This is a genomic window from Vibrio sp. St2 (assembly GCF_947311885.1).
GTDB lineage: Bacteria > Pseudomonadota > Gammaproteobacteria > Enterobacterales > Vibrionaceae > Vibrio > Vibrio coralliilyticus.
Genome location: NZ_CAMZNA010000001.1, coordinates 1337708 through 1361387, shown reverse-complemented (window position 1 = coordinate 1361387; position 23680 = coordinate 1337708). Strand labels below are relative to the sequence as shown.

General features: G+C 46.1%; 26 protein-coding genes. 16 read left to right on the top strand and 10 right to left on the bottom strand.

The window, feature by feature from the left end; translation table 11 throughout:
* Window positions 1-122: 122 nt before the first annotated feature.
* The 3 genes from QMA41_RS06330 to queF form a co-directional block, all read right to left on the bottom strand.
* Entirely contained in the window at window positions 123-1688 is a 1566-nt protein-coding gene (locus tag QMA41_RS06330) for a GGDEF domain-containing protein (RefSeq protein ID WP_281629132.1), read from the bottom strand.
* 111 nt (window positions 1689-1799) lie between these two features.
* Window positions 1800-4070, bottom strand: a complete 2271-nt coding sequence (locus tag QMA41_RS06325; RefSeq protein ID WP_281629131.1) for a tetratricopeptide repeat protein — start codon at window positions 4068-4070, stop codon at window positions 1800-1802.
* Window positions 4071-4085: 15 nt separating this feature from the next.
* Window positions 4086-4931 (bottom strand): NADPH-dependent 7-cyano-7-deazaguanine reductase QueF, encoded by an 846-nt coding sequence (queF, locus tag QMA41_RS06320; protein WP_029236152.1) that lies wholly within the window; start codon window positions 4929-4931, stop codon window positions 4086-4088.
* Window positions 4932-5020: 89 nt separating this feature from the next.
* Here queF and syd point away from each other — a divergent pair, with 89 nt between their 5' ends.
* Complete coding sequence (gene syd, locus QMA41_RS06315) at window positions 5021-5566, top strand: SecY-interacting protein (protein ID WP_019276170.1); 546 nt, start codon at window positions 5021-5023, stop codon at window positions 5564-5566.
* A gap of 2 nt (window positions 5567-5568) precedes the next feature.
* Entirely contained in the window at window positions 5569-6345 is a 777-nt protein-coding gene (locus tag QMA41_RS06310; RefSeq protein ID WP_281629130.1) for a Zn-ribbon-containing protein, read from the top strand.
* Between the two features lie 29 nt (window positions 6346-6374).
* Here QMA41_RS06310 and QMA41_RS06305 read toward each other — a convergent pair whose 3' ends face one another.
* The 4 genes from QMA41_RS06305 to QMA41_RS06290 are packed head-to-tail and all read right to left on the bottom strand — an operon-like array spanning window position 6375 to window position 8729.
* Window positions 6375-6545, bottom strand: a complete 171-nt coding sequence (locus QMA41_RS06305) for a DUF2897 family protein (protein WP_019276172.1) — start codon at window positions 6543-6545, stop codon at window positions 6375-6377.
* Window positions 6545-7228 (bottom strand): M15 family metallopeptidase, encoded by a 684-nt coding sequence (locus QMA41_RS06300; protein WP_281629129.1) that lies wholly within the window; start codon window positions 7226-7228, stop codon window positions 6545-6547. Before QMA41_RS06300 ends, QMA41_RS06305 begins: the two co-directional genes overlap by 1 nt.
* A 2-nt stretch (window positions 7229-7230) precedes the next feature.
* Entirely contained in the window at window positions 7231-8364 is a 1134-nt protein-coding gene (gene dapE / locus QMA41_RS06295) for a succinyl-diaminopimelate desuccinylase (RefSeq protein ID WP_281629128.1), read from the bottom strand.
* A gap of 17 nt (window positions 8365-8381) precedes the next feature.
* Window positions 8382-8729, bottom strand: coding sequence for an ArsC family reductase (locus QMA41_RS06290; RefSeq protein WP_006959542.1), 348 nt, complete (start codon window positions 8727-8729; stop codon window positions 8382-8384).
* Between the two features lie 213 nt (window positions 8730-8942).
* Between QMA41_RS06290 and QMA41_RS06285 the strand changes: the two genes are divergently transcribed.
* A complete protein-coding gene (locus tag QMA41_RS06285; RefSeq protein ID WP_038161197.1) occupies window positions 8943-9230 on the top strand; it encodes a helix-turn-helix domain-containing protein in 288 nt (95 codons plus the stop codon).
* Here the strand turns inward: QMA41_RS06285 and QMA41_RS06280 are convergent.
* Together QMA41_RS06280 and QMA41_RS06275 are read right to left on the bottom strand one after the other, a co-directional pair.
* Window positions 9227-9580: a DUF4156 domain-containing protein gene (locus QMA41_RS06280; protein WP_281629127.1), complete on the bottom strand. Its 354-nt coding sequence runs from the start codon at window positions 9578-9580 to the stop codon at window positions 9227-9229. The two genes, QMA41_RS06285 and QMA41_RS06280, sit on opposite strands and share 4 nt — an antisense overlap.
* Window positions 9564-9908: a DUF2956 domain-containing protein gene (locus QMA41_RS06275; protein WP_006959539.1), complete on the bottom strand. Its 345-nt coding sequence runs from the start codon at window positions 9906-9908 to the stop codon at window positions 9564-9566. Before QMA41_RS06275 ends, QMA41_RS06280 begins: the two co-directional genes overlap by 17 nt.
* A 95-nt stretch (window positions 9909-10003) precedes the next feature.
* Here QMA41_RS06275 and QMA41_RS06270 point away from each other — a divergent pair, with 95 nt between their 5' ends.
* Complete coding sequence (locus tag QMA41_RS06270; protein ID WP_019276179.1) at window positions 10004-10543, top strand: tetratricopeptide repeat protein; 540 nt, start codon at window positions 10004-10006, stop codon at window positions 10541-10543.
* A 67-nt stretch (window positions 10544-10610) separates the two neighbouring features.
* Here QMA41_RS06270 and nrfA read toward each other — a convergent pair whose 3' ends face one another.
* On the bottom strand, window positions 10611-12041 hold the full coding sequence (gene nrfA, locus QMA41_RS06265) for an ammonia-forming nitrite reductase cytochrome c552 subunit (protein WP_281629126.1): 1431 nt from the start codon (window positions 12039-12041) through the stop codon (window positions 10611-10613).
* 475 nt (window positions 12042-12516) lie between these two features.
* Here nrfA and nrfB point away from each other — a divergent pair, with 475 nt between their 5' ends.
* From nrfB to flaG, 12 genes are all read left to right on the top strand, one after another.
* A complete protein-coding gene (gene nrfB / locus QMA41_RS06260) occupies window positions 12517-13107 on the top strand; it encodes a cytochrome c nitrite reductase pentaheme subunit (RefSeq protein ID WP_043007198.1) in 591 nt (196 codons plus the stop codon).
* Window position 13108: 1 nt separating this feature from the next.
* A complete protein-coding gene (gene nrfC / locus QMA41_RS06255) occupies window positions 13109-13798 on the top strand; it encodes a cytochrome c nitrite reductase Fe-S protein (RefSeq protein WP_281629125.1) in 690 nt (229 codons plus the stop codon).
* On the top strand, window positions 13798-14769 hold the full coding sequence (gene nrfD / locus QMA41_RS06250; protein WP_281629171.1) for a cytochrome c nitrite reductase subunit NrfD: 972 nt from the start codon (window positions 13798-13800) through the stop codon (window positions 14767-14769). The genes nrfC and nrfD overlap by 1 nt, the downstream gene beginning before the upstream one ends.
* 2 nt (window positions 14770-14771) lie before the next feature.
* Window positions 14772-16679 (top strand): heme lyase CcmF/NrfE family subunit, encoded by a 1908-nt coding sequence (locus QMA41_RS06245; protein WP_281629124.1) that lies wholly within the window; start codon window positions 14772-14774, stop codon window positions 16677-16679.
* A complete protein-coding gene (locus QMA41_RS06240; RefSeq protein ID WP_281629123.1) occupies window positions 16657-17190 on the top strand; it encodes a DsbE family thiol:disulfide interchange protein in 534 nt (177 codons plus the stop codon). Before QMA41_RS06245 ends, QMA41_RS06240 begins: the two co-directional genes overlap by 23 nt.
* Window positions 17190-17630: a cytochrome c-type biogenesis protein CcmH gene (locus tag QMA41_RS06235; protein ID WP_281629122.1), complete on the top strand. Its 441-nt coding sequence runs from the start codon at window positions 17190-17192 to the stop codon at window positions 17628-17630. The genes QMA41_RS06240 and QMA41_RS06235 overlap by 1 nt, the downstream gene beginning before the upstream one ends.
* 81 nt (window positions 17631-17711) lie before the next feature.
* Window positions 17712-18170, top strand: a complete 459-nt coding sequence (locus QMA41_RS06230) for a DUF2919 domain-containing protein (protein WP_021457997.1) — start codon at window positions 17712-17714, stop codon at window positions 18168-18170.
* An 82-nt stretch (window positions 18171-18252) separates the two neighbouring features.
* Window positions 18253-19155 (top strand): Dyp-type peroxidase, encoded by a 903-nt coding sequence (locus QMA41_RS06225; RefSeq protein ID WP_006959529.1) that lies wholly within the window; start codon window positions 18253-18255, stop codon window positions 19153-19155.
* Window positions 19156-19300: 145 nt separating this feature from the next.
* On the top strand, window positions 19301-20434 hold the full coding sequence (locus QMA41_RS06220) for a flagellin (RefSeq protein WP_281629121.1): 1134 nt from the start codon (window positions 19301-19303) through the stop codon (window positions 20432-20434).
* Between the two features lie 245 nt (window positions 20435-20679).
* Entirely contained in the window at window positions 20680-21813 is a 1134-nt protein-coding gene (locus QMA41_RS06215; RefSeq protein ID WP_006959527.1) for a flagellin, read from the top strand.
* A gap of 230 nt (window positions 21814-22043) precedes the next feature.
* Entirely contained in the window at window positions 22044-23177 is a 1134-nt protein-coding gene (locus QMA41_RS06210; protein ID WP_006959526.1) for a flagellin, read from the top strand.
* A gap of 70 nt (window positions 23178-23247) precedes the next feature.
* Window positions 23248-23676 (top strand): flagellar protein FlaG, encoded by a 429-nt coding sequence (gene flaG / locus QMA41_RS06205; RefSeq protein WP_006959525.1) that lies wholly within the window; start codon window positions 23248-23250, stop codon window positions 23674-23676.
* Window positions 23677-23680: the final 4 nt, after the last annotated feature.

Genomic DNA, 23680 nt, shown 5'->3' with positions numbered 1-23680 from the left:
GATTGAATCGCGAGAGGTACTATCAAGCTTAGCACGCTTTGACGGATATAAAAGGCTAACTGATTGATATATCTACATCAATCACGGCATGAATGTCTTTTGGGAAGGAGGAGGGGGTAGGGTTATTTCCAAACAAGCTGGTTAGGGCCAATGGTTTTGGCTTCGTTGAGAACGCGATTTAAACGCTCCAGTACTTCCTCTGGCGTATCAGATTCTTTAAAGCCAGTGCTGGATGCTGACATGGTTATGACCAGGTTTTGTTCGCGGAATTTGAACGGCAGTTTGGCCACTTTGCTCTGAATGCTCTGGATAGTATTAAAGCAATCATTATCTGAGCTATCTGGCATCAGTACGATAAACTCTTCACCTGAAAAGCGGGCGACAGTGTCGGTGTCAGACAGTTCTTTCTTGATGGTACGAGCGATGATTTTTAACGCCTTGTCTCCGGCGGTGTAGCCGAAGCTGTCGTTAATTGCTTTAAAGCCATCAATGTCGAGCAAAATAATACGCAAGTTGTTCTGCGAGCGTATCCAGCGTCGATATTCCAGCTCCAAGCGGTCATTAAACGCTGTGCGATTGTAAACCTTGGTCAATGGATCTAAGAGGACGCGTTGAGCCTGGTCTTCCAGACGTCGACGGTAATCTTGTGTCACCTCGAATAAAGCTTCTATCTGACTCTTGCCATAGCCCATACGTTCGATCAGTGCTTGTTCACGTTGCTCTGCATGATGAAGACGTTCAGAAAGAGAACTTAGCTTGGCTAATAATGGGTTGAGTTGAGTTTGCAGCGAATCGAGAGAGCTAGCCGCGTCGACCTTGGCCTTAGTCTCAGCAACTAATTCATCCAGTTCACCATTCATTTCCTGACGATGTTCAAAGTAGGTCTGACTTTGATCGACATTCTGCGAAGAGCTTTTCAGCGTTGAGGAGAGGGAAGCATTAACTTGCTCGAGAAATTGTTCTGAGGTCTTGCGCTCGTATTTTGTGCCTTCGATAACCAGCTTAAGTACTTGCAGAGTTAGTTCAATCAACACGTGTGTATTGACACCGAGGAGCAGCTTAGCGCGGATATCTGTCAGTAAGTCACCAGATTCGCCTTCAAAGTCCAGCTCAGTAATGACATGTTGAAGTTCATCAGAAAGTCGCAATAGCAGTTCTTTATCAGCACTATTGGTAATTTGATTGATGGCAGTATCGGGATTGGAGGTAATGATTTTCAGGGAGCGTTCGTAAATGGCAAGCAGCTTCATTGCCGAATCGGCTTTCGGGCGTTCGACACCGTTGGAATAGCTGAGCAGGTCACGCAGGTCGCGCTTTACTTTGGCAGGTAGCCCAGTCACACGTAACAGGGTTTCACCGCTGTGTTTTATCTGGGAATCCAGATGCTCCGTTTGTTTTTCCATAGCCACACTCTGTTGCTTAAGCAAGCGCTCAAGTACTGCCAACTTCGGGATAAGAGAACTGACATCTTTTTGTTGCTCTATGGCTTGTCTAAGTTCGGTTAGCCCTGACTTCAGTCTTGGATCTTCACCGCCGCATGCATCACTCAGTGATGCAATGATGCGCTTCAATACCTTTTGTTCTCTTTTAAATTTGAACGAGGTATCTCTTTGTGTCAATCGAACTTGCTCTAATTGAGATTTCAGATTGTGCAGCTGTGACTGAATATCTTGCTCGAGGACGCCCATGAAAATCTATGCTTATGAAGATAAGATCGAAGACGATCTTATTAATTAATCAAACGATAATAACAAATAAAATTACCGCGTCACGTTCAACACGGTCTGTTTGAGCAGCTTTTACTCATCTTTTAATAATTTTTTGATGCTCTCCTCATTCTTGTAAGAAGAGTGAACTTTTATCAGCCCCTGACTGATGGAATGTTTGCACGCTTTGCGAATATTACCGGTTGCTAGGCTGGCCGCAGGCGCATTCTCTATCGCTTTCAGATACACCCACTGGCTTGAATGTTCTTTCATACTCAAAGTACGAGCAGCGCTGGTCGACATGAGCAAAATATCCAGCAATTCTTTGTCATTGATTGCAGTGTAAGCACGAGGCAAAAACGGGTAATCGGCCATGCCCATACGAATGATGTTATTTAGCCCATACTTCTGCGCAAATTCATCTACCCAGCTTTGAATCTTTTCAAACACCAGCTCTGGGTCGGCCATGCTATCACTGTTCGGCTCTATGTAGAGTAGGTTCGCATCAGAGAAATGATACACCCTTGCTGGGCGTTGTACCTTCTCTCTGAGGTACTGACCGAAGGCTTTCTCAATCTTGAGTCCATCTGAGTAGCCATGTTGTAAGTACATATTGCGCAGGAAGGGTACATCTATCATCACAAAGCGCAGTCGATCATTCAGTGGTTCGTGGATCAGTTCACCCACATGCCACTTTTCAAACTTGTGGCTGCTCGCTTCCAACGATGCAGGAAGCTTGGCGTTGAGCATACGAAGGTTTTTCAGGCCAGAACGGGAGTGAGTATAGAGATCATCATTCAGTTCATCGATTTCATCTTTTTGCACACTCATGATGTGACCACGGCGGAGCAAAAATATAAACAGCAGTGCGCAGGTGACAAACAACGTGAAAGAGATTTTCTGGAATTTGCGATACTCGTTTTCAGTTTGCTCCAGTTGTTGTTTTTGCCCCACGAGGTGCAGTGTTTGCTCCACGACATCTTTCTGCTGTCGAAAGTCATCCTCGTTTATCAAATCCAACTCTTGCTGTTCAATATTCGCCAGCGCGTTGTATTGCTGGAGATATTGCAACGCGGCTTTGTAGTTACCCAGTAGTTCATTACCTACGTTAAGCATCTGATAGGCATTTTTCTGTATCGAGAGATCCTCGAGCTCGACTGCGATGTCTAATGCTTTAGTGGCTTTGGCGACTACCTCTTGGGGATGCCTCTGATGTGAGGCTAAACCTGCCTCCAACAGCAACGCCTGTGCTTTGAGCTTTGGAATATCAACATAGCTCAGCAGCTCTTCGGCACGCTCAAGATATTGCTCGGCGAGAGGGAAGTTAACCAGTTGCAAGTAGGTGGCTGCCAGTGCGAGACGAATGGCGATGACGTTTTCAATATTATTCTGGATACGCTCGTGATCGATGGCATTGAAGTAGTGCACTAACGCGAGGTTGTATCTGCCCTGATGGTAATAGATATCGCCCATACGTTTGAGAATTGGAGGCAGAATCGGCGAGTTTTCATAGTTGTCGTAAAAATCGGCAGCTTGCGAAAAGTGATCCGTTGCTTTGTCCAGTACGCGTCGCTCGTAGAAAAGTTGTCCTAGTAGGCGATTCACTTCAGCCAGCTGTAGACCAGATGTATCTTCAATTGCGCTCCAGTAGCTGGTTAGCAGCTCTGATAGGGCTTTGTTGTAGATCTTATGAGCCAGAAAGTGCTTGCCCAAGGCGATATGGTAGGCAATGACGGTATGCTTATTATTCGACTGTTCGATATAAGGGATCACGTCCTCGTACAACTGATTGGCGAGCTCGATCTGGCCTTCAGCAGATGCGATATCTGCTTTGAGCATTGTCAGCTGATAATTGAGCCCCTTAGCCAGTTGTTCTGGATTCTGGATGGCATTAAACGCTTGCTCAACCTCCGCAATATCCTTTCTAGCGGTTTCTGCATCACCATCGATTTGCCAGCGCAAGCGAATTTCGAGCAATCGTAAATCAAGACGTAAGTATGGGAGGCGATACTTGGATGTCAGTGCTTTGGCTTCATGCAGATATTTCAGCGCTGCATCGGTATTACCCAAGTTGAATTCAGCACGGGCAAGAATTTTCAGTGCATCGATGGTACCGCCGGGCGTTCGCACTCGGCTATCGGAGTCATCACGGGAAATCGCCGACGGGCTTTTTTCGGTTTGGTCGGTCAGTTTGCGCTGAGCGAGATAACTGGTCGCAAGCTGTTTGGACTGTTTTGGCACAATATCTACCAAGGTACTGGCTTCATTGAGCATGGCCGATGAATACACGGTTGACGCCATCACTTGAGATGATAGCAACAAAACCAATAGTCCAAACAAACGTTCCCAGCGCAAAATCTGCATTCTGTAGTCCAATCCTTATTGACGTGCCATACGTTGGTTATGAGTAGGCTGAGCCTGCTCGGTTGAACGGTAAGGGTTGATATCCAGACCACCGCGGCGTGTGTATCGAGCGTACACGGTTAGCTTTTCTGGCTGACAGTATTTCATAATGTCAGTGAAAATACGTTCAACGCACTGCTCATGGAACTCATTGTGTTCACGGAATGACACTAGGTAGCGTAACAGAGCTTCACGATTGATTTTTTGACCCTGATACTGAATCTCTACACTGCCCCAATCTGGCTGGTTAGTGATCAGACAGTTGGATTTGAGAAGATGGCTATGCAGACTTTCCGAGACGTGTTCTTGTTCGGCGGCACCTTCTAGCAAGCTGGTATCAAACTCGTAGCTCTCAATCTCAATATCCTGATCATCAATGCAGTCACCGTCCATTGTCACGACCACACTGTCGGTATAGTCGACGACAGAACGAATAGTGACTGAAACCTCTTCACCTGCACAGTGGGAGAGATCCTTCGCTAATGTTTGTTCAACCTGATCCCATGAGCTAAAGCGGGTTTGGTTAAAGCTGTTGAGGTACAACTTAAAGGACTTGGATTCAATCAGGTTAGCACTGGTCGCAGGAATGGACACGTCGCCAATGGCTACCTGTGGCAGGCCTTTCTCGTTCAACCAAGACAGCTCGTACAGTGTCCAGATATCACAGCCCTGAAATGGCAACTCATCACCCAGATTCAGGTCATCGCGGTTTAAGCTGCGTGGTACAGGTTGAAGTAAAGAAGCGTCGTATTGGTTGGCGTATTCGGTTTTTTGACCGAGCGTTAATCCCGCCAGTTCCTTTGCGTCAGAATATTTGCTCATACTTTGCATAGATTTGGATTAGAATGGCGAGAATTTTACGCAATCCTGTCGTTAAAAGCGAACATTCGAAGACTCAATTGGAGAATCTAATGGCTGAAACTGCCTTGCAAGCGCTGCGCTCGTTCAGTGAAAAGTACCGTCAGAGCTGTCTTGACGCCCATGGACATTTGCCAAGAAGCGAAGAGCTGGTGGATCTCGTGTCACCTTGCGTTGAAGAAAAGCAGACTGATTACGTTGAATGGCAGGCATATGAGCGTGAGCATCCAGCGGATTTCACTAATGTTGAAAACGGTATCGAACTGGCACTGCATCAAGACATTAAAACCTTCTATGGTTCGCAGTACAGTGCGGATATGGAGGCGACTTGGAATGGGAACGAGCTGACGCTACTTCAGGTATGGAGTGATGAAGATTTTGTTCGTTTGCAGGAAAACATTCTTGGTCACCTAGTCACTCAGCGTCGATTGAAACTGAAGCCAACGGTTTTCATCGCAGCAACCGATGCAGAATTGGACGTGATTTCCATTTGTAACCTGACAGGTAACGTTATTCTCGAACGATTAGGTACTGATAAACGCGATGTTCTTGCCGAGAATGTGGTGGAGTTTTTGGCTAACCTAGAGCCAGCGGTATAACCATGTACGTTGTTGAATTACAGTTTGAGTGTTTTGATAACACCACTATTTCTGCTGTCGATAAAGCGATTAATGGCCTGATGGATGCGTTGCGTTATAACGGTCAGGTACTTGGACGTGAGTTCCCTATCGTGATGGGGGAAGGGGAATTTTTTGTTCGGGTAGTGTGCCCAGAGCAGGAAAGTTTGCACCCTAAATATCATTCGGATTTTGTCAACGTCTGCATCGAACGTTTGGCAGAGGCGTGCTTACTGGCACCGAAAGCCCGTTTACTTGGACGAGATTTGAATTCAGAGCAAGCGGCAGAAGAAACCACACCAGAATGGCAAGTGCTCTACACCACATATGTGCATACCTGTTCGCCTTTGCGCAGTGGTGAAAGCTTGTTACCAATTCCTCTTTATCGTAATGGCCCGACACTCAATGGCGACCATAAAGCGGTCATCAAATGGCAGACTGAGTGGCAGGCGTGCGATGAAATCCAGATGGCTGGTGCTTGCCGAGCAGAGCATGCGGCATTACATGAAATTTGTGATGCCGACAGTGTCCTTTTCAAGCGTGGCTGGGATTTGCGTGGTCGAATCGAGTATGTGACGGAAATTCCAACCTATTACTATCAGTACCGAGTTGGTGGCAAAAGTCTGACAGATGAAAAACAGCGTAAATGCCCTAAGTGCGGTGGAGAGTGGTTATTGGATGTACCACTGCATGACATTTTCCACTTTAAGTGCGATGAATGCCGAATTGTCTCCAATATTTCTTGGGATCACATCAAATAGTGCATCTTAAATGAAAAAGACCCGTGTTATTACGGGTCTTTTTTTTCCTCTTGCTCAGTGGATTCTTCGTCCTGAGAGCGAGCTTTTTTGTCCGTTTGTCCAAACTTCATTTTGGCTGTGTACTTCAGTGCAGCAATATTACCTATGATGACACTCAAGACGATAAAGATGATCACCCAAGGGTTGGTGAGTAGTTCCATTAATCCACCTCATTGGAGATATTGGTGACAAATTGATTGTAGATCGTTTCGAGATTCGACAACACCATTTCCTCACCCTGTATTCCACTGTTTATCAGCTCTTTTTGAAGTGTCTCCAGACTAAGCTGGGATAAACAAGACGATGCCGTTGCACTATGACTAATGTGCCATGGCTCTGCTGCGACACCGCCCTGATCTTTTGCATATGGAAAGAAGAAACCAAATTCAGTCAGAGACTCTTTGAGCCAACGGTAAAATTCTGCCTGATGACCTGTTAGGTATTCCCATGGCTCAAGCTGCAACTGAGTATCTTGAGGTAGACTGCTGCGATCAAATACATCGAAGTCACATCCCCAATGATGTCGGCTGGCCCCCGGAAGTGCAGACCAACGTAAGATAGCCATAATCTTTTCTGAATCAGAAAGTCGCTGGCTATCTAGAGGTTGGCTGTTTTGATCAAGAATGGCTGTTTGACCAGCCATCTTTCTGTTCCAGATAGCTTTCTGGCGCTCAAAATCGCGGAAACCGCTGGCAATATTGAGATTGAAACCAGCCTGAGCAGCAGCTTGTCGCAAAGCTTGTAGATCGTTTTCGACATTAGGGTGAACGGCGAAAACCTTCTGACCAAACATAGTGTCAGTCAGGTGAGTTGAAACTTTGCCAGTCAGCTGCTCAGGGGTCATGTTCACGCCAGAAGATTCTCCAGAGTTTTCTGATACATCTTGGTCAGTTTCTCAAGATCGTCCACTTTCACGCACTCGTTCACTTTATGGATGGTCGCGTTAACTGGGCCTAACTCGACTACCTGGCCACCCATACGGGCGATAAAGCGGCCATCGGATGTACCTCCGGTGGTGAGTAGGGCTGGTTTGGTTTGATTGACGGTATCAACGGCATCAACCACAGCGTCGAGAAGTGCGCCTGTATCTGTCAGGAATGGGTCGCCGTTGAAGGTCCACTTAAGCTCGTAGTCTAAGTCGTGTTTATCAAGAGTATCAGTGACACGCTTAACGATTATGTCGTTGTTAAGCTCGGTGCTGAAACGCAGGTTAAACTGAACATTGAACTCGCCAGGGATCACGTTAGATGCACCGGTTCCCGCATGCACATTCGGGATCTGGAAGCTGGTAGGTGGGAAGTAGTCATTGCCTTTGTCCCACTCGGTTGATGCCAATTCATGAATCGCCATCAGTGACTGGTGAACGGGGTTCTTAGCTAAATGCGGGTAAGCTACATGACCTTGAATACCTTTAACGGTTAAGTCTCCGGTGATAGAACCTCGACGACCATTTTTCACTACGTCACCGACGAGTTCAGTACTTGATGGCTCACCGACAATACACATGTCGATGTTTTCGTCGCGCGCCATTAGGGTTTCGACAACACGGACTGTGCCATTGATAAATGGGCCTTCTTCGTCTGAAGTAATCAGAAAGCCAATTGAACCTTTATGGTCAGGGTTTTCGGCAATGAACTGCTCAACGGCAACAATCATACTTGCTAGAGAGCCTTTCATATCGGCGGCTCCGCGACCATGTAGATAGCCGTCAACCATAGTCGGTTCGAATGGATGCGTATCCCATAGCTCGACATTGCCCGCTGGCACAACATCAGTGTGACCAGCAAACGCAAACAGCGGTGCTTCTGTGCCACGACGTGCCCAGAAGTTTGTGGTGTCTTCAAACACCATCACTTCAATTTCAAATCCTAAAGCTTTCAGGCGTTCAATCATCACATCCTGACAACCTGCATCCACAGGTGTTACCGATTGGCGGCTAATTAAGTCTTTTGCAAGCGCCAAAGTAGGGCTGTCTGTCATCCTTGAATTCCTTTTGCTTAAGAGAAAATGGCTGAGTATTGATCGGCTTTAAAGCCAAGATGGTAGTCATCACCAGAGACTAAAATTGGGCGTTTGATCATCGCCGGTTGCTCTACCAGCAGATCAATGGCGTTGGCTTCGTTCAGGCTGTCTTTCTGTTCCTGAGTTAGCTGACGAAAAGTCGTGCCGCGTTTGTTAAGCACATTTTCCCAGCCTAGTTGCTGGCAAAATGTTTCAACCATTTGTTTATCAACGCCCTGTTTACGGTAGTCATGGAATTGGAATTCCACACCTTCTGCTTCCAGCCATTTTTTGGCTTTTTTGATGGTATCGCAGTTCGGAATTCCGTACATGGTGATTGTCATAGTTAAACCTTTGAGAGTGACTTATATAAAGTTATTAGAAGCTTTTTGGCATCCTAGCAGGAACTGTAATCAGAGACAAAAGTGTCTCAGATATATTTCATCTGACAAAAAAAATGTGTTTCAAAAGTTGAGGATCGATGAGTTATTGATCAAACGCAACACACCGCATAGCAAAACAGAAATAATGACTCTAGAAATTTATAGGAGGTATCAATGGAATTGAGTCCTGTTTTTGCAAGGCGCTTATATTTAGCATTACTGGTCCAAAATCTCGATAGGCCGAATGTGCCAAAACTGATTGAGAAAACGGGCTGGCCACGCCGGACGATTCAAGACGTAATCAAGGCTCTGCCTGGTATTGGCATCGAACTGATGTTCATTCAGGATGGCCGCAGGCACAACGATGGGTATTATCAGTTGTCTGACTGGGGGCCTTTTGACAGCCAGTGGGTATTAGACAGAGAAGCGGACATTGCCGCTAGTTTAGGGTTTTGTGCCTAACGGCCTATTGGGCAGTTATAGGCACTACCCAGTATGGTAAAAGATGTCGTGAAGTCTTGTGGCGACATCATATAAACGGTATTCGCGCCAAGTTGACTGGCGCGATTTTTTATCTGATTAACCGCTCCCTGAACCATGACATCGTTAGGGTAGAACAGGTAGGTGTACCAGTGTCCTTCACTGCCAGTCAGATCGCCCTGCCACTGACAGTTCGCGGGATCGAAACTGCTGTCCATTCTAATCTGGACGCTACTGGCATCCTTATTAAGTTGAGAGATTGGGGTTGTGCAGCCTGCGAGTAAAGTAATCGGCAAAGCGATGAAGCATAGCTGACTAAATTTGAGTGACATAAATAATAAAACCAATCCAACTGAGGGCTAATAATGCCCATGGTAGCATATTGGTTTTTGCTTGCGCTTCTACTGTGGTCACTGTTTCAGCTTCTGGCTGCGCGATGGCAGAGTGTTGAGCTTGCTTGGCTTTTTGTGCTTTTTTCTTGGCTTTATCTGCTTGGCGAGCTTTATCTTTGTGCTGCTTTTTGTACTGAGCGATGCCTTTTTCGATTCCCTGAGCAATCAATTTAGTCTGTTCTTTAGTTTGGCCCGGCTTTTGTGTCGCTTTGGCGATTTTCATCGCTTCTTGTTGTGTTTCCTGAGAAGGAACGACTTTGTTTTTCATGAAGGTTATTACCGCGAGATCAAAGATAGCGTTATCTTAACACGATATAATTCTGCCTATCATTGAAGTTATTCCTTTGTGAGTAGAACAGATAAATGAAGCGTATCTTGGTGACCAGTTTAGTCATTTCAATCCCCGTATTTTTTTGGCTACGGGGTGAAGCGCCACAACCTCAACAACCTGTGCTTTCTGCTCAAACTCATGATGGGTGGATGCAAGTTATCCAGCATCAGCTTAAGCAGGACCCCAATCAGGCTGAGTTATGGTTTCAACTGGGACACGGTTATCTGAATGAACAGGATTTTTCCTCGGCACTCACTTGTTTCGATTATGCGATTCGCTTAAGTCCGGAAGCTAGCGCCAATCAGTTTGCTGCCAAGGCGACTGCACTTTATTTCGAACGATCTCAGCGTATGACTGATGAGGTGAATCATCTACTGGCAAAGGCACTGGAGTTGGATGCCAGTAATGTGACGGCTCTGACCTTAATTGCCAATGATCATTTCATCAGTTTTCGCTATCAAGAGGCCATCGATACTTGGACTCAACTGTTGGACTCTCAGCGTCAGGATATCGACCGAGGTGCGGTAATTCACTCGCTCAATCAAGCAAAAGCCATGTTAGACCGAGAATAAATTGACGGCGCGTCTTGAAAACAAAAAACCTCCCGTGTCAGGGAGGTTTTTTATTAGTAGTGAGTGTCTAGTACGTCGCCTCTTCGCGTTTCTGAGCAGATTTTTCCCACTCCGGCACAACCGTTTTAAGGAAGTGCTGTTTGTCGCTGTTCATTTTTTCCATGTCCATCCCAAGAGCCTGCTGGGCTTTGGCCTTAGTCGAAATGTCTGGCAGTTCAACGGGCTCTGTCACGCCTTTGGTCGCGAGTAAGCGCATCAATTTTGTACGGGCATCCGCCGCACGGTCGACCGCTGTACCTAACACTTCAAGTGCCACTTCTGGCGCATGCATGTGAATACCATGAGAGGCTATCGCGTAGTCCCAACGCCACTGAGCATGACGAATATCCTGAAGAATGTCTTTCATTTCATCTTCAGTCGCGCCAGCTTTCCATGCTGCTCCAGCTTCAAAGTGTGCGGCGACGATTTGTTTCTCTGCTGTCAGCTTCATGTTGAGTACCTGAGCTTTGCGAGATGAAACGATGTTCTTCAATTGATCTTTGCTTTGCGTGTGACAGTTGGCACAGGTGTCTTCAAAGCGGTCAAATGGGTTACCTACTTTATGATCGGTATAGACAGTGCCATCTTCCTTGGTGACTTTTGGCATATGGCAGTCTACACAGGCGACTTTGTTCTTACCATGAATGCCATCACGCCAAGTTTCATAGCCAGGGTGTTGTGCTTTCAACATCGGTGCTTTCGATACTTTATGCGTCCAGTCTTTGAAGCCAATAGAGTCATAGTACTCTTCCATTGCCGCGACGTTGGTGCCTTTATCCCAAGGGAACTTGACCGATTTTTTGGGCCCAGTGAAGTAGTATTCGACGTGGCATTGGGCACAGACTGTCGCTTGTTGGTCGAGGCGTGACTGTTCTTCAAAAGGTTTGTCGATAGCTTGGAAAGCACGTTCTACATAGGGCTTAGTTATAGCTAAAGCGGGCTCGCCATTTTTGAATGATTCACTGCGGGTATCATGGCAGTCAGCACAGCCAATTGGGTTAACGATCTGATCGCCAAGTCGTGCCCATTTGCCATCGAAATAGCCGTCTTCGCCACGTTCATCGATCACTCGGCCTACATCAGGGCTTTTACAACTCCAGCAAGCCATCGGCATTGGGCCTGATTTTTCGTCACTTGGAGCGCCAGTCCTCAGTGTTTGGCGCACGTCGTCAATGGCATAAAAGTGGCCGCGGGCTTTATTGTAGTCTTTGGCAAAGCCATAACCTGCCCACATGATGACCATATTGGGGTCATCGGCGAGAGCATCTTCAATATGGTCGCTTTCCGATGTTTCTTTCCAAGATTGGTACTGATCAGGGTGATGTTGTTCATAGGCCTGATTTCGAGGATCGATAAGGCCTTTTTCATCAGATGCAGCAACGCTGGTGGTACTGATAACAGTACCCGCCAATATTACTATTGCTGCAACGGATTTTGGTATCCAGTGCAATTTATTCACAGTGCTATCTCCATAATTCTGTTTTATTAGCAGCGTTGTGAACTGGCTAATTCCAAATTAAGAATTGGAGAACTGAAATAAATTGTAATAAAAGGAAATATTTGTAAAAACTCACGAATAACCCTTCATTGCTTTAGATCAATTTAGGTCAGTGATCTGGCTCAAAGTTGATTTTTAATAACCCTAAAGGGGTAGATGTGTTGTTAGGTATGGATAATGAAATTCATTATCATCAATGACTTATGGTTATTAACCATGTATAAAATAAGGTGATAAGGATCGAGGTTTTGTGCAAAAAATCTACTACTAAAGAGTAGGCTGAGTAAAATGTAATCGATAGCGTTGTGGCTTTTCCAAAAATAAGAATTGATCTCATTTAGTGGTGATTTAAATACCGCTAAAGGGCATTAGTTTTGACCAGACTGTTTATTTTGAGCTTGGCTCAAAATCTGTTCTGGAATAAGGAAAGGATAAAATGGGCAATATAAAGTTGGCCATAGTCATAATGCTGAAAACCATTCTTGCATTCTGCCTCTATGGCTATTCTCTTCATGCCGTTGCTGCTGATTCTTCTGCCCCTATAGCCGAAGAAAGCTCGACTCGTCATGAAGTTACGCTTATCCGGGACAAAGATTACAAATGTATTCAATGTCATAAGGATTCCAAAGAATCACTTCAGCAATCTCATGGTGAAAATGCTCATGAGATTCTAGGTCGTGAAGTGAATTGTACTAACTGTCATAGCAACATCGGGCCTGACCACCGTGAAGGTGCTCCGCAAGTCATCAAGTACTCATCTGCACAATCCCAGCAGGGAACAGACAAAACCTACCTAGACCCTGACGCCATTTTGAAGGCCAATAGCCAGTGTACTGATTGTCATAAGCCGAAGTATCTGCGTGAAGATAGCTGGACACATGATGTGCATGCCAAAAACCTCACCTGCTCTAACTGTCATGATGTTCATGCCAGTAAAGCAAAAGTCCTTGGTTTGGAGCGCAAGCAGAAAATCAAGCTGTGTGTCGACTGTCATTCAGACTTCAATCAGTTGAAAGAGGAGCAATGATATGAGTTGTTCTAGACGAAATTTTTTAACTGGTGCTGGCGCCTTGATTATGACCACAGGCGTATCCGGGACTGCGATGATCAGCAGTCGTAAGACGTTCGCAAATGTCGAACAGGTAGATGACAAGCTCTATGGCATGATTCACGATGAGACCGCCTGTATCGGTTGTACCGCTTGTACTGAAGCTTGTCGCGAGGTCAACAAGGTACCAGAAGGGGTGTCGAGACTGGAAATCATTCGTAGCGAGCCACAAGGCGAATTTCCTGATGTGGAATATCGCTTTACCCGCAAATCTTGCCAGCACTGTGAAAACCCACCTTGTGTGTATGTTTGCCCGACGGGCGCAGCATATAAAGATGAGAAGACAGGCATTGTCGATGTGGATAAAGACAAGTGTGTCGGCTGTGGTTACTGCCTTGCCGCGTGCCCTTATCAAGTGCGCTTTTTCAATCCCGAAGACCATTCCGCAGACAAGTGCAATTTCTGTCGTGATACCAATCTTGCCGAGGGCAAATTACCCGCCTGTGTAGAATCTTGCCCGACCAAAGCCTTGGTGTTTGGCGATCTCAACGATCCGCAGAGTCAAATCAATCAAGTGTTAAGTAACCATGTGGTCTATCGCGATAAAGCGCACTTAGGTACCAAGCCTAAGTTGTACAAAATCCCACACAACAAAGGGGAGGTTTCATGATGAACGGTATTGAAACGGCTTTCCATTTCGATTCATTGGTCTGGGACTGGATCATCGCCATTTACTTGTTTCTTGCGGGAATGTCCGCTGGAGCTGTGATGATTGGCTTGTATCTCAAACGCCGCGTAATTGAAGGTGACCCTGCTAATAACGGCATCCTTAAAGCCGTCGCTTGGCTGGCTCCCTTTGGCATTATTGCCGGTTTGACCATATTGATTTTCCACCTCACCAAACCTCTGTCGTTCTGGAAGATTATGATCTACTACAATCCGTCTTCAGTCATGTCGATGGGGGTAATTCTCTTCCAAGTTTATATGGCGGTCTTATTCGTTTGGATTGGTGTGATTTTCCGCCACCAGATCATACAGTTCTGCGAAGGCAAACTTCCGGGTGGGTTATTGGACTGGGTTGATGGCGTATTGATCAAAATCGGTAAGATAAACAATCCTGTCGAGTTGTTTCTGGGTGTGTTGGCGATATTGCTTGCGGCCTACACTGGATTTCTGCTCTCTGCACTGAAAACTTACCCGATGCTGAACAACCCTGTGTTGCCGATCCTGTTCCTGTTTTCCAGCCTTTCTTCGGGCGCAGCGGCATGTTTGTTGTTTGGCATTCTAGTGTTCAAAGAATCGGCACGCAGCCCAAGTGTCCGTTGGGTGCATGGGTTTGAACGTCCGGTTGTGTTATTCGAACTGTTTGTTTTGGTGACCTTCTTTACTGGCCTGATATTCAGTGGCGGTCAGAATGAAGTCGCGGCTTGGAATGCCATCGGGGGAGGCTTCTGGTCAAACTGGTTCTGGTTTGGCGTTGTGTTGATTGGGATGTTACTGCCGCTGACTCTCAATGCCGTTACGCCAAACGAAGTGCGCCATAACGGCAGTTACATCTTCATAGTGACAACGCTGAGTTTGGTCGGGGTACTGATGTTACGTACCTTTATTCTCTACGCCGGTCAGATGACGGTGGTGTAAGCATGTGGGGAGAGATAGGACATTTTGCTCTGATATGGGTTGCTGTTTCGAGTTTAGTTTGCGCTGCAGTCTGGGCGTGGCAGCACTACTTTGATCAAGGTGCATCGCTCTCCCTGATATGGCCCGTCAGGCTCAACGCAGCAATGGCTTCGTTGAGCCTGATTATTCTGGCGATTTTGTTTGCCTCTGACCGATTTGAATTCGCGTACGTTGCCACTCACTCTAATATTGCGCTACCACCATTCTTCAAGCTGGCCGCTGTGTGGGGAGGCCATGAAGGTTCCATGCTGTTTTGGGTGTTTACACTCAACTTGTGGGCAGGTTTGATTTCATTTATTCGTCATTCTAATGGGCGATATATCGCCCATGTTCTGTGGATCATGACTTTGTTTGTTGCGGCGTTTTCGTGGTTTACCTTACTCGCTTCAAACCCGTTTGTTTACGCACAAACCTTATTAACCCAGGGGCGCGATCTCAATCCTATGCTTCAGGACGTGGGGCTGATTTTTCATCCTCCGCTGTTGTATCTCGGTTATATAGGGTATTCCACTGTACTGGCGTTTGCGTTGGCGGCGTTGATGCAAAAAACGTATGACAACCAATGGGTCACACTATGTAAACCTTGGGCGATATCTGCGTGGGCATTTCTCACGCTTGGGATACTGGTGGGTTCATGGTGGGCCTACAACGAGTTAGGCTGGGGAGGATGGTGGTTCTGGGATCCAGTTGAGAATGCATCATTGTTGCCTTGGCTGACGGGGACAGCTTTGCTGCATAGTATGGTGGCCTCTAGGCGCCATCAGCAGCTGATGGTCTGGACGTTGATCTTAGCTTTGGTGACATTCAGCCTTAGTATTCTCGGTACCTTTATCGTCCGCTCGGGAGTACTGACCTCGGTGCATGCCTTTGCAGTCGACCCGGGAAAAGGCATTGCGCTTCTTGGTATTTTGGCTGTTATCTTGTTCGCCTCTTTTGCCCTTTTAATTGACCGAGGGGAGACCATACGAAGCCAAAAGTTGACGGCTATTATCAGCCGATCTTATCTCGTGCTTCTCGCGATTGGCCTGCTGGTGATCGCCACGTTTACTGTTTTCCTTGGTACTTTTTACCCCATGGTTTATGAGTTGCTGCAACTGGGAACAATATCGGTTGGCGCACCCTATTTTAATACATTACTTCTACCTTTATCGGCTCTGGCGCTAACGGCAATGGGCTGGGCTCCTTTTCTGAAATGGCAATCAGGGCTGGTGAACTCATGGCAACGGATGGTTGTGTTTTTTGTCTTCTCATTCTTTGTCGGTGCAATGTTGTATTTTTGGCAGGTGGAAACGTGGTCATTCGCAGTCATGTTGATTTGGGGGCTGGCGTGCTGGGTGGTGTTTAGCCATCTGTGGTGGGCTATCCGTTTGGCTAAGCTCAATTTTATGCTCTTGGCTCATATCGGGTTGGCTATCGGCGCGATTGGGTGTGTTATGAATGCGGAGCACTCATCTCAGCTAACTCGCAAACTTGGTCCAGGAATGTCGGCAGAGTTTCGCGATTGGCAAGTTGAATATTTGAAAACGGAGTGGCGTGTAGATAAAAACTTCACGGCAGAGCAAGCACAGCTGCGTTTCACTGATGCTGAAGGTCGAGCGTTTGAGCTCAAACCTGAACGTCGCCATTATCCCGTCCGAGTCATGAACATGAGCGAGCTTGCGATTCACACAACTTGGCTTGGAGATTATTATGTGACGCTCGCGGCCAAAGTCGACGGGAACAGCTATGCAGTTAAAATTCAGTACAAAGCATACATCTGGTGGATCTGGGGTGGTGGATTATTAGCGACGTTTGCTGCATTTTTACCGCTTATCGCCAAACTTTCGCCAAGAATAGTGAGAACAAAATATGACGTCGTCCAAAAAGTCTAAATTCATCGTCCTTTGCGTCTCGCTGGTAGTATTTATCCTAATCCTCGGGGCGGCACTGAGTGAAGACACCCATAACTCAGGCAGTCACGCTGTTCGAGCATTTCCAGTGCACAAGGTTGAATTGCTAGTTGGGAATGAACGGATTCAGACAAAAACGTTGTTCCAGTCGGAGTATCAACTGGTTAATGTCTGGGCGTCGTGGTGCAGTATTTGCCGCGCGGAACATGAGTTTCTTAATCAATTGAGTGAGCAAGGCATTGCTGTGATCGGGCTTAACTACAGAGACCAAGCAAAGGCAGCAAATCAGTATCTGGCTCAATTGGGTGACCCTTATCAAACGGTGATCTACGATCCTCAAGGGGAGTTATCTATCGATCTGGGTGTGGTTGGCACCCCCGAGACATATCTTATCAATCAGGCCGGGGAAATTGTGTATAAACACTCAGGGCTGCTCAACCCTAATATCTGGCAGAAGCAATTTGCCCGCTTCTTTACTGAGGAGAAGAGTTGATGAGAGCGCTTTATTACTTGATCCTGTTGCTGTTTGTTCAGAGTAGTTACGCGGGTGATGAAGAGCTATTTGTTGCGGTTTCAGAACAGCAAATATCCCAAGTTGAGTTGTTTGAGTTTACCTCTCCAGAGTTACACGAAAAAGCGCTACGTTTGGCTAAGTCCCTGCGTTGTCCGCAGTGTCAAAATCAAAATCTGATCGAATCCAACTCCCCAATAGCAAAAGATTTGCGTCTGATTGTTTTCAGCAAGATCAATCAAGGGGAGAGTGAGCAGGAAGTGAAGGACTTCATGACGGCGCGCTACGGCGAATTTGTGTTATATCAGCCTGAGTTTAGCGTCCGCAATGCTCTGCTTTGGTTCGCACCGATCTTATTACTTCTGATGTTTATTGCTTTGTCAGTAAGGCAGGTGCGAGCGAACTCTAACAATATCGGATGAGTTTTATAGGTAATATCTGATAGAAAAATACCTCAATTGGTATAGAGTGGAGTTTAATTTCTCAACCGCAGTTACCTATCAGTGCGATACGCTTTAGAACAATACGATAAACATGGTTTTCTCAAAGCCCCCAAATGGCTTTGGCTTGGTTGGCTGTTTCTCGCCAAAGCGTGGGTGGTTTTTGTTGTCGCCGGTGCGAGCCGAGAAAGCGGCGCTAAGATCCTTAATATTGTCTACCCCGATCATTCAATGTTGTATCTGGGTTTGGCGATGGGACTGCCTAGCATCGCGTTAATGTGGATGATCAGCTTGCGCAGTCCGGAACGAAAATGGATAAGCCATTTAGTCAGTTGGGGTAAAACGATTACCATGCTGGCGATTGGCGGCCAGTTTGTTCAAACTCTTTATCACGTCTACCTAGAACATGGCGCTTTCCGCTGGGCGAATGCCGCTACCTTGCTATTTCTGCTGTGGTTTATGCTTTATATCTATAAGAGTCGCAGCGTACGCGATTGTTTTTCTGCGCCGCCATCCGATTGACGTAACGGGTGATGATCGCTATCAATACACTTAAAACAGAACATAATACACTGAGCAAATATGTAAATGTGAGGACATAAAAATGACAATCCCTCAAAGTGCCATCCTTCCTGAAGCAGGACCTTTCGCTCAATACACGCTGCTTAAGGTGACACAGGAACCTGCTGCCGTACTGGAACAGCTACAGGCTCTACCAACACTTGTAGAAGAGCTTAATCAGCAGCAGCCTGGGGCTGAACTGACTCTTTCCGTTGCGTTCAGCAAATCATTCTGGTCAAAGTGTGACGCCGCGATGCCAGACGAATTGATTGATTTCCCACAGCTTGGTGAAGGCAGCACCTTAGCGCCGAGTTCTGATGTGGATGTGCTTATCCACTGTCATTCGAATCGTCATGATTTGCACTTTTATCTGCTGCGCACATTCTTTGCACAAGCGTCAGATAACGTAGTGGTGGTTGATGAAACCTATGGTTATCGCTATCTCGACTCTCGAGACATGACGGACTTTGTCGATGGGACAGAAAATCCGAAAGATAGTCAGCGCCATGAAGTGGCAATTATTCCTCAAGGAGAGTTGGCTGGTGGCAGTTACGTTATGGTCCAGCGCTTTGTCCATGACCTGCCTTCTTGGAATCGACTGAATGTATCTGCCCAAGAAAAAGTCATCGGGCGAACTAAGCCGGATTCGATTGAGTTAGATAATGTGCCAGCTGCGTCTCACGTTGGTCGTGTGGATATTAAAGAAGAAGGTAAAGGCCTGAAGATTGTTCGCCATAGCTTGCCTTATGGCAGTGTGTCGGGTGAGCATGGTCTGCTGTTTATTGCCTACTGCAATACGTTACATAATTTTAAAGCCATGCTGGAAAGCATGTATGGCGAGACCGATGGTAAAACAGACCAGTTATTGCGCTTTACTAAAGCCGTGACAGGAGCATACTTCTTTGCCCCGTCTGTAGAGATGCTAAACGGGTTAAAGCTTAAGTAAGTCAATGAAAGCAAACTAAAGCCTGCAAACTATACCGACTATAAACCGAGCCAACGCGCTCGGTTTTTTTGTGCAAAAAGGCTAAAGAAAATCTTCTCAGGCCGATATAACAAATAACCCTGTTGAGGAAACACTATCTATCGTTATGGCAATCACTGTTAATACCAACGTATCAGCAATGACGGCGCAGCGTTATCTTACGAATGCGACGGACATGCTGAACCAATCACTGGAGAGGCTATCTTCAGGGAATCGTATTAATAGTGCCAAAGACGATGCAGCAGGTTTGCAGATCTCGAATCGACTTGAGTCTCAGATGCGTGGTTTGGACGTCGCAATGCGCAATGCGAACGACGGCATATCCATCATGCAGACAGCCGAAGGTGCGATGAATGAGACGACCAACCTTCTTCAACGCATGCGTGATCTTTCATTACAATCGGCGAATGGTTCGAACAGTCGAGCAGAAAGAGATGCATTACAGGAAGAAATGGCGGCTTTGAATGATGAATTGAATAGAATTGCCGAAACTACCTCTTTTGGTGGTCGAAAATTGCTCAATGGTTCATTCGCCAGTTCTTCTTTCCAAATTGGTGGCAGTTCCGGTGAAGCGGTTCAGGTGTCTCTGAAGAACATGCGTTCCGATAGTATAGAGATGGGTGGCTTCAGTTATATAGCCGCTGGAAAAGCGGACAATAACTGGCAGGTTTCTCAGGGTAGCCAGACGTTGGTGATGGAATACACTAATGCCGAGGGGCAGCAGGAATCGACTCAGATTGAGGCTAAGGCTGGTGATGACATCGAAGAGTTAGCCACTTATATCAACGGTCAAACGGATAAAGTCTCGGCCTCAGTAAATGAAGATGGGCAGCTGCAAGTCTTTATGGCAGGCAAAGAGACATCGGGTACTATTTCCTTTTCTGGCAGCCTTGCAGGTGAACTGCAAATGGGGCTAGCTGGTTATGAAGCGGTTGATAATCTGGACATTTCTAAAGTTGGCGGCGCACAGCGAGCGGTATCTGTAATAGATACTGCGCTTAAGTATGTTGATGGTCATCGCGCTGAATTAGGGGCGATGCAAAATCGCTTTAATCACGCGATTAACAACCTAGGTAATATCAACGAAAACTTGGCCGCGTCGAATAGCCGTATAAAAGACACCGACTATGCCAAAGAAACCACCCAAATGCTTAAGCAACAGATTTTACAGCAAGTTAGCACATCAATCCTGGCACAGGCTAAACAACAGCCAAATCTAGCCCTTACCTTATTAGGTTAATTATCAAAAAAGAAAATGTTATCGACTGAGTGAATTAAAGCTTTAGCGAAAAATTGCGTTTTTTTAAGTTTTTTCGTATTTGGTCAACTTTCCCTCTCCAAAAGCATTTTTTTCAAAAAAAACTTAAAAAAATACTCAAGGTTCTCGAAATTGAGCCGTTAATAAAAGTAACTTTGAGAGAACTACTTTGGTTTTCCGAGACGTCGGAAACCGGTTACATCGGAAAATCAAACGGAGAAATCACCATGGCAGTGAATGTAAACACTAACGTAGCAGCAATGACAGCACAGCGTTACCTAAATGGCGCTAACAATGCACAACAAACTTCAATGGAACGTCTATCTTCTGGCTTCAAGATTAATAGCGCTAAAGATGACGCAGCAGGTCTACAGATCTCTAACCGTTTGAATGTGCAAAGCCGCGGTCTAGATGTTGCAGTACGTAACGCGAATGACGGTATTTCTATCGCGCAGACTGCTGAAGGTGCGATGAATGAAACGACTAACATCCTGCAACGTATGCGTGACCTTTCGCTACAATCTGCGAACGGCTCTAACTCTAAATCAGAGCGTGTTGCGATTCAGGAAGAAGTTACAGCACTAAATGACGAACTTAACCGTATCGCAGAGACAACCTCTTTTGGTGGTAATAAACTACTGAACGGTACTTACGCGACGAAATCTTTCCAAATTGGTGCAGACAACGGTGAAGCCGTGATGTTGACTTTGAACGACATGCGTTCAGACAACGTTGGCATGGGCGGTACAAGCTACCAAGCAGCAAATGGTAAAGATAAAGATTGGACAGTACAGGCCGGTGCAAACGACTTGGCTATCACACTGACCGATACTGACGGCCAACAGCAAACTATTAATATCAATGCAAAAGAAGGCGATGATATTGAAGAGCTAGCGACATACATCAACGGTCAGACTGACATGGTAAAAGCGTCTGTCGACCAAGATGGTCAACTACAGGTATTCGCTGGCACTGATAAAGTTGAAGGCGCAGTAAGCTTTGGTGGTGGTCTTGCTGGTGAACTGAGTATGGGTCAAGGTCAGGCAGTTACTGTTGATACTATTGATGTAACATCTGTGGGTGGTGCTCAGGAATCTGTAGCAATTATTGACTCGGCACTGAAATATGTAGATAGCCACCGTGCTGAGCTGGGTGCATTCCAGAACCGATTCAACCATGCGATTAGCAACTTAGATAACATCAACGAGAATGTGAATGCGTCTAAGAGCCGAATCAAAGATACGGACTTTGCTAAAGAAACAACGGCACTGACTAAGTCGCAAATTCTTTCTCAGGCTTCAAGCTCAATTCTTGCTCAGGCAAAACAAACGCCAAACTCAGCTCTGAATCTTCTAGGCTAAGTTTAAAACCTTCGAAAAAAATCCAGCTTCGGCTGGATTTTTTTTCGTTTATATAATCCATTGATTTAAAAGATGTTTATGGCTTATTGATACCCGTCACAGAAATTTTTTTAAAAATTTTTCTAAAGGATATATTTCTTCCGCCGTTAAAAGACTGAGAGAAATGAGATGCACCAAAGTGAGGTGAGAGACGCTGAGGTGCATCACCCTTAATGCCTAAGGAGATCAATATGGCAATTAACGTAAACACCAATGTGTCTGCGATGACTGCTCAGCGATACCTTAATGGTGCTGCTGACGGCATGCAGAGATCGATGGAGCGTCTATCATCGGGTTACAAAATAAACAGTGCTCGTGATGACGCTGCAGGCCTTCAAATTTCCAACCGTTTAACATCGCAAAGTCGTGGTTTAGACATGGCGGTGAAAAACGCAAACGATGGTATCTCCATTGCACAAACTGCTGAAGGTGCAATGAATGAGACGACCAACATCCTTCAACGTATGCGTGACTTGTCACTGCAATCGTCAAATGGTTCGAACTCCCGTTCAGAGCGTATTGCGATTCAGGAAGAGGTTACGGCTCTTAACGATGAATTAAATCGTATCGCAGAGACTACCTCGTTTGGTGGTAACAAACTCCTCAATGGTACGTTTGGTAGCCAATCATTCCAGATCGGTGCGAGTTCAGGTGAGGCAGTAATGCTCACTATGGGCAATATGCGTTCAGATACTTCAGGAATGGGTGGTAAAGCCTATATTGCGCAACAGGGTAAAGATACTGACTGGGCCGTCTCTCAGGGTTCAACAGACCTTACTCTGGACTATACTGATGTACATGGGGAAGCTAAACAGTTAACCATAAATGCTAAGGTTGGTGACGACATCGAGCAGCTTGCGACTTATATCAATGGTCAGAGTGAAGACGTGAAAGCGTCGGTCGGTGAAGAAGGAAAGCTACAGTTGTTCGCTGCGAATAACAAAGTAGCGTCGGACGTAACAATTGGTGGTGCGTTGGGCGGTGATATTGGTTTTGGTGCCGCTGAAAACAAAACGGTTTCCGACGTTGATGTTTCTACCGTAGCAGGGTCTCAGATGGCAGTTTCTGTTATCGATGGTGCTCTGAAAACGGTTGACAGTCAGCGCGCGGAACTGGGTGCATTCCAGAACCGTTTTAGCCATGCGATCAGCAACTTGGATAACATCAACGAGAACGTTAACGCGTCTCGTAGCCGTATCCGAGATACTGACTATGCGAAAGAAACGACTCAGATGACTAAGTCGCAGATTTTGCAGCAGGCAAGTACCTCTGTACTGGCGCAGGCAAAACAATCACCATCGGCAGCTCTTAGCTTATTAGGTTAATCGATAGGTTCGAACGAGCTTATTGGTAGGTAACGTGATTACCAACCTATAAGGTGGAAGGGAGATTGTTATGGAAATACCATCCTACACATCGAACGTCCAGCCTTACGGCTCAGAAAGTGGCACTAAAATTGCTTCAAAATATGATGGTGCACAGCAAGTTTCCTCGCGGAAAGAACAGGTTTCTACAGCCGAAGTGAGAGAGCAAGCTGCTGAAGCTGTTAATCAAGCGATAGAAGCGTCTCAACAACGTGAAAAGCTTAACAGGGAAGAGCGGCAACGTATGGTACAGCAAATGAACGAGTTCATTGCGTCCATCAACACTGGCCTATCTTTTCGGGTCGATGAAGAGTCGGGAAGAGATGTAGTTACCATTTATGAAGCGGATACTGGCGATATAATTCGTCAGATACCCGATGAGGAAATGTTAGAAATACTGCGACGCCTGAGGGATCAAACAGCCCGGTATTCATCGGGGTTGTTGAACCAGACGGTATGATCGT